This is a genomic window from Clostridium sp. AF22-10, assembly GCF_003478725.1.
GTDB classification, from domain to species: Bacteria; Bacillota; Clostridia; order Lachnospirales; family Lachnospiraceae; genus Otoolea; species Otoolea fessa.
Genome location: NZ_QUFZ01000040.1, coordinates 1 through 5,982, shown reverse-complemented (window position 1 = coordinate 5,982; position 5,982 = coordinate 1). Strand labels below are relative to the sequence as shown.

Below are 5,982 nucleotides of genomic sequence, written 5' to 3'. Positions count from 1 at the left end.
TATTAGTTGTATTTTCAACTTATGATTCCATTATACAACTTATATAATAAATATTCAACTAAAAAGGTTGATTTTTTGTGCAACATTATTCAACTTATTAGTTGACTTTTCAACTTATTGGTTGTATAATCAACTCATAAGTTAAATATTCAACTAATAAGTTGAGCGAAAAACGCAGGAGATTACATAATAAGAAGAAAGGGGGAAGACAGAATGGAAATTAGGTTTGGGGATGTTGTATGGGTTGATTTTGGAGAGAATAGTATCGGATCTGTACAAAAAGGAAAACGTCCAGCGGTTGTAATCCAGAATGATATAGGTAATAAATTTTCTCCAACCTCCATTGTCGTTCCTATTACATCAGCAATTAAAAAGCTGAATATGCCATGTCATAAACTCCTGCGTTGTACAAAAGAAAATGGCTTAATAGAGGATTCGATGATCTTAGGAGAACAGGTACAGGTTATTTCTAAAACTGATATTATATCTAAACTTGGAACCCTTAATGATTATGAATGTAAACTTGTACTGGATGCGTATTTTTCAAACGTTCCAAGGAATTTGAAGGTGAGGGCATAATATATGGATAAATATAAGGTAATCACAAAAAATGAACTGAAAAATCTCTTGGATCTTTATCCTGATGATAAGGAATTTAAGGTTATTGAAACGCAGCTAGGAATGACTATTATTCCGATTGGAGAGAAAGTAATGAGCAAAGATGATGTGATGCTTATAGCTGACCGGGCTAAGACAATGATTTATTCTGGGAATAGGTTCTTGTCTCAAGTAGATATTCATTCAGCAAAACAGGATATTTTTAATATCAAGAGTATAGGGACATTGAATACATTATTGATGCCAAAAGTCTTAAAAGGGAAATAATGGAACAAATGTTCGAAAATATATTGACAAATACGAACAAGTGTTCTATCATAATGACATAAGTGAACTACCCACCACCTGAAGGTAATGGGTTTTCTGGCTGGTTATTTATAAAAAGAAGTGTAGATTAGCGACATTCAACCGGTGTTACCAGCACCTCTGTCTGCCTAATCTACACTCATAATTTGCACCACGGTAGAATATACCGCTTATTTAGATTTTACATATTTTATTTTTATTTGTCAAGTAAGCGCATTGGTTTTTCTACCAAAATTTTCCAATGAAATTTTTTCAACTTAATAAGAGAATATTAAATTGAGGTAAATCAAAAAAATATTGATTTACTTAGGTTTTTTGCACCTCAATTTTAGGAAGGAAGTGGATGAAATGTATATTTTATCGGATGGCAAAAATTATGTCATGGAGAATCCGATGAAGATAGGAGAGTATCTTTCTACAACGTCACCAGTTCACGCGAAAGAGTTTTCTTATAAACAAGCGAGAGCATTAATTCAGAGTAATCGTAAGAAGTGGGCTTGGATGAAACAGTATCATCTAATTGGAACAGATGAAGAGGGGGATACAGTTGAAAAATCCGTTAATTATCGAGGAAAGGCAAATACATATAATGATTCTTCGGAATTTGACATGAAAATACTTGATGATATTAATAATGAGGCATTTTCAATTCTGGAACTGGCAGCTTGGGATAAAACACAGCTCCATACATACAGAAATTTACTTGGAATCGAATTAGGACGTTGTGATAGTGCTGTATCTGATATAGAACACGCTTTACAAACTTATAATCATACTTCTGGTGGGAAGAAACCACAGGCTCATAAGATGGCGAAAATTGGTTATCTTTTAGCTGAGATCCGGGATAAACATGAAAAGATTAAACAGGTGATTAGATATGTAGAGGTAATGCAGCAAGCCATTGATAATCAGTTTACTTTGGAAAAATTAAAGTATGAACTGAGTAAAGCAAAATTTACAGAGTACAAAGGTAGGACAAAATACTATCAGGTCGCTCTGGATACACTTGGAGGTGGTAGTAGTGACTTGTAAAAAATGTAATGTACCAATGCATCGAGTAATTTCTTTTAATAGAGGCAAACAGGAAGAATATTGGCGTTGTCCACGGTGTCATATGGAAAGTAAACATACTAATGTTCAAATGAGTTATGTGGAGAATATTTATATGAGAGACAAAGATTGATGTATTGGAGAGAAAACAAAATGGAATCGAAAAAACCAGTATTAAAAATTCTTGCAGATGAAAAAAGAACAGATTATACACCAGAACAGATGAATTATATTTATGAGTATTGTGGAAATGATATGAAAAAGCTGAAATGGTTACTTGATCCGATCATTGACAAAATTGGTGGATGTACTGATAAAGACAAGCATGATATTTATGACTTAGGAATGACTTTAATTCTTGATAACGTAAAAAAATATGATCCTAACAACGCAAATAATGCAAGTTTTTATACATTCATTTGGAGCTTGACTAAAAGAAGAATTTTTACTACGTATGTACGTGATAGAAATAGGCAATGCAGAAGTAACACATATATAAAAGAAAAAGATGGAAAGAAAATTACAGTTTATGTTCCAGATATATCTTTGGAAGCATTACCACAAGAATGTATTGATTATTTAGATGTAATTGCTCAAAAGAAACCACTTTTTGAAGAACAATTTATTGAAGAAGAATTTTCTCCAGAAATGGAAAAATATCTTAAACGATTATCAAAAGTACAGCGTAAAATCTTACAAGCTTTGGCAGATGATAAGAGCGAAGATGAGATTAAAGCTGAGTTACATATCGATAATAAGCTCTATAGGGATAGTATCAAAGCCATTTATTCGAATGAAAATATAAGATACATAAGTAAATTAAGAAAATGAATTTAATCAGGAGGATGATATTATGAGAAAAAAGAGAAAATATATTATTGAAAACACTTGTGTTGGAATGTACCTGTCTGATGTACACAATGAGAAAATTAGAATCGATCAGGCTGTACAGAGAGCATTCTGTTCTAACAATGAGTTTATTAATAATCTGGTTTATAGTGTAGTATCAAACGAAATCTATATCCCTAATATCATCCTTGCCGATGAAAATGAAGATGATAAGATTATTAAATCGTATGCTGTTGATGGTGGACAGAGAACCGTTGCATTGGGTAAGTTTATGTATGAGGGGTATAGAATCACAAAGACAATTAGAGAACCTATTATTGTATACGATAAACGTAAGACAGATGAAAATGGAAATGTTGTCAGAGACGATGATGGTGAAATTGTTTGGGAAGAAGTAGAGTATGATTTACGTGGTAAAACTTATGATGATCTTCCAGATGAATTAAAAGAAAGTTTTTATAAGTGTCCATTAGGATTAACTATCTATCAGAATACTAAACCGAGTGAAACCACAGATTTAGTAGGTATTTATAATATTCAGAGTGGAATGAACGTATCTCAGAAGTCTCTTACATATCTTGGGAATTTCGCTGAAGAGGTAAAACGCATTAAAGAAGATAGCGACTTCCTGAAAGATGGAACAGCATTAACAGAATCAGATAAGAAAAAAGGAATTTGGGAACGTGTTATTTCTGAATGTGTAATGGCAGTTAATCACTTTGAAAATTGGAAGAAAGATCCGAAGAAAATGTGCGATTACCTGAATACAAATGCAACTAAAAATGAGTATCTTAGGATCGAAGATTACTTTAATCGACTTGCGTTATATTCTGACAAACTTGAGAATAAAAAAGTCTCTGATTTATTCACAACAAAAGATATACTTGTATGGATGAAGGTATTTGATAACTTTACAAAACTTCATATTTCAGATGAGAAGTTCGGGGAGTTCTTAAATGTGTTTGTTAAAGATATGATGAACAAAGAAGTTGATGGAATCACATGGAATGAATTGGATGCAGATAAACATACAAAAGACACTGGAATCATTCAGAAGAAGGTAGAGCATCTTACATATTTATTATTAGATTATTTACATATTGACACTGGTGATTACACAGTAGAAAAGGACGATGTAACGGAAACTGAAAGTAATGATGTTGTAACAGACAAAGAAGAGAATATTAATGTAGAGGAAGAGGATACTGTTGATAATGATGTTCTGGGATTCTTAAAAGAAAATATTTCACCAGATATTACCGAGGAAGATTTAAAGGCATACGAAGAAGATTTAGATGTGTATAGTCTGGATGTAGATAATAATACGCTGCTTCTGGATAAGGAAAATAGAAAATCTCTTCTTGCTATGGTGGCATATTCTTATCAGAATGATGTGTCTCTGGATGAATGGTTTGTTGATTTCTTTAAGAGAAAGGATTCTTACCTGTTTGATCAGAAACAGAATTATGAATCTATGAAGAAAGATTTTGAAGAATTTACTCAGAAGGGAAAGAATGCAGCATGAAATTGTACACAAAAGTAAAATTAGCTGATATTAAAATTCAGAAGAGTTTTTTGAGTTCTACTCCAAAGAAAGATAAGATTGATGAATATAGAGATACATATGAAGAGTATAAAGCCTTTAAAAAACTTCCAGTCGTTGACAAAAATCTTGTTTTATTTGATGGTTATATCTCGTATCTTCTTATGAAAGAATGCGGCTTTGATGAGGTTTTTGTGATTAAAGATATGAATAAATTATGTGAAAATACTAAAAATACTATGTACATTTATGGAACTCATTTGGTTGGATATAATGACAAAGTGTATATATGGAGGGTTCCTAAAGCTAATTTTTGGAATGATTTTAGAGACAAAATTAAGGTGGGAGATGTGGTTCGATGTAGTGGTTTAGATGGTAGTAGTCCACTTATTGAAGTGAAAGACATCAAAGTATTGGATATCCCGCCTAGAGATGGAAAAATTTGCAAGATTTATGATACATGTATTTATTCTAAAAAAGAAATACTGGAATATCAATCAATGTTAATGTTAAACGATATATTAGTACGTGGTTAATAGGAGAAAAACACAATGAAGGTAAATAGAACGATAAAAATCGAAACAGATACTTTTAAAGTCGGGGACAAAATCAAATTCAGACTCACCGATGACAAAAAGACACAGGCTATGGTGGTAAAGCAGGAAGAGGATGGCATGATTTTCTGCCTGGTTGATTACCTGCCTGGTGAGTACCTGATGAACAGCATCCGTACCAATGAAGGAGGTTACGAAGAGAGTGACCTGCGTAAGAAGCTAAATGGTGAGATTCTGAATCTCTTCCCGGCAGAACTCAAGGCTATGATGGCTCCATTTGAAAACGGTGACTTGCTCCGTCTGCCGACTGAGAAAGAGATTTTCGGAGAGAACTACTACGGTGAGTATGAAAGCCCGTATGTGAAGCAGTGGAAGCCTATGAAGAAACGCAGAAACCGTATGGCGTTCGATGGCAGCAAGAATGAGAACTTACAGTGGTACTGGCTGATGAACAAGGTCAGAGAATCCGCTATTTACTTCTCCTGTGTCGGCGACAACGGTTTTGTGAACCTTTGCAGCGCTTCTTTCTCTGATGGCGTTCGCCTAGTTTTCAAAATCAAGAATATCATTTAAGGGAAAATATGTAAATGAAAAAGATAGATATTAAAGTTAGCAAATTAGATGTTATAGGTAAATTATTAAGGTTTATAGGTTTTTATTTATTAATATTTGGATTATATCAGTTATACGGGATCAACAATGAAATGTGGTGGTATGGTTTCATTGTAGCTACTGGAGCAATGGCTGTAACAATAGGATTTGCGATTGCGTGTGATTGTGGTATTCATGATAAAGATTCTGAGGATGAATGATATGACAAAAGAGAATTTTGACCGAGCAAAAGAAATTATGGAAGATATTAAGTGGATTGAAGAAATTGATGTACCAATGGGATTATCAATGAATACAATGGAAAGTTTTAAAATGTGGCAGAGCGATACAATTGAAAAATTAAAATCGGAATTTGATAAGTTGTAAAATTTTTTAAATTATTAGCAATGTATAATATTATACAAAGCAATGTATAATATTATACAAATAATATATAAAAGTGCAATAATG

Annotated in this window: 9 protein-coding genes; all 9 read left to right on the top strand. The window is 32.8% G+C overall.

What is annotated here, in order from left to right:
* Positions 1-213: 213 nt before the first annotated feature.
* A complete protein-coding gene (locus tag DWX91_RS15690; protein WP_118539680.1) occupies positions 214-579 on the top strand; it encodes a type II toxin-antitoxin system PemK/MazF family toxin in 366 nt (121 codons plus the stop codon).
* Positions 580-582: 3 nt separating this feature from the next.
* Positions 583-885: a hypothetical protein gene (locus DWX91_RS15685; RefSeq protein ID WP_118539678.1), complete on the top strand. Its 303-nt coding sequence runs from the start codon at positions 583-585 to the stop codon at positions 883-885.
* A 387-nt stretch (positions 886-1,272) separates the two neighbouring features.
* Positions 1,273-1,956, top strand: a complete 684-nt coding sequence (locus tag DWX91_RS15680) for a hypothetical protein (RefSeq protein WP_118539676.1) — start codon at positions 1,273-1,275, stop codon at positions 1,954-1,956.
* Between the two features lie 171 nt (positions 1,957-2,127).
* Complete coding sequence (locus tag DWX91_RS15675) at positions 2,128-2,805, top strand: hypothetical protein (protein ID WP_118539674.1); 678 nt, start codon at positions 2,128-2,130, stop codon at positions 2,803-2,805.
* 22 nt (positions 2,806-2,827) lie between these two features.
* Positions 2,828-4,348, top strand: coding sequence for a hypothetical protein (locus DWX91_RS15670; protein WP_118539672.1), 1,521 nt, complete (start codon positions 2,828-2,830; stop codon positions 4,346-4,348).
* Complete coding sequence (locus DWX91_RS15665) at positions 4,345-4,902, top strand: hypothetical protein (protein ID WP_118539670.1); 558 nt, start codon at positions 4,345-4,347, stop codon at positions 4,900-4,902. The genes DWX91_RS15670 and DWX91_RS15665 overlap by 4 nt, the downstream gene beginning before the upstream one ends.
* A gap of 15 nt (positions 4,903-4,917) precedes the next feature.
* On the top strand, positions 4,918-5,493 hold the full coding sequence (locus DWX91_RS15660) for a DUF6273 domain-containing protein (RefSeq protein ID WP_118539668.1): 576 nt from the start codon (positions 4,918-4,920) through the stop codon (positions 5,491-5,493).
* Positions 5,494-5,507: 14 nt separating this feature from the next.
* Positions 5,508-5,732: a hypothetical protein gene (locus DWX91_RS15655; RefSeq protein WP_118539666.1), complete on the top strand. Its 225-nt coding sequence runs from the start codon at positions 5,508-5,510 to the stop codon at positions 5,730-5,732.
* A 1-nt stretch (position 5,733) separates the two neighbouring features.
* Entirely contained in the window at positions 5,734-5,898 is a 165-nt protein-coding gene (locus DWX91_RS16830) for a hypothetical protein (protein ID WP_182435112.1), read from the top strand.
* Positions 5,899-5,982 lie beyond the last annotated feature (84 nt).

Bases quoted from the DNA above. Each gene is read 5' to 3' on its own strand.
- DWX91_RS15685 (WP_118539678.1), top strand. From the start codon at position 583: ATGGATAAATATAAGGTAATCACAAAAAATGAACTGAAAAATCTCTTG.
- DWX91_RS15665 (WP_118539670.1), top strand. From the start codon at position 4,345: ATGAAATTGTACACAAAAGTAAAATTAGCTGATATTAAAATTCAGAAG.
- DWX91_RS15690 (WP_118539680.1), top strand. From the start codon at position 214: ATGGAAATTAGGTTTGGGGATGTTGTATGGGTTGATTTTGGAGAGAAT.
- DWX91_RS15670 (WP_118539672.1), top strand. From the start codon at position 2,828: ATGAGAAAAAAGAGAAAATATATTATTGAAAACACTTGTGTTGGAATG.
- DWX91_RS16830 (WP_182435112.1), top strand. From the start codon at position 5,734: ATGACAAAAGAGAATTTTGACCGAGCAAAAGAAATTATGGAAGATATT.
- DWX91_RS15680 (WP_118539676.1), top strand. From the start codon at position 1,273: ATGTATATTTTATCGGATGGCAAAAATTATGTCATGGAGAATCCGATG.
- DWX91_RS15675 (WP_118539674.1), top strand. From the start codon at position 2,128: ATGGAATCGAAAAAACCAGTATTAAAAATTCTTGCAGATGAAAAAAGA.
- DWX91_RS15660 (WP_118539668.1), top strand. From the start codon at position 4,918: ATGAAGGTAAATAGAACGATAAAAATCGAAACAGATACTTTTAAAGTC.
- DWX91_RS15655 (WP_118539666.1), top strand. From the start codon at position 5,508: ATGAAAAAGATAGATATTAAAGTTAGCAAATTAGATGTTATAGGTAAA.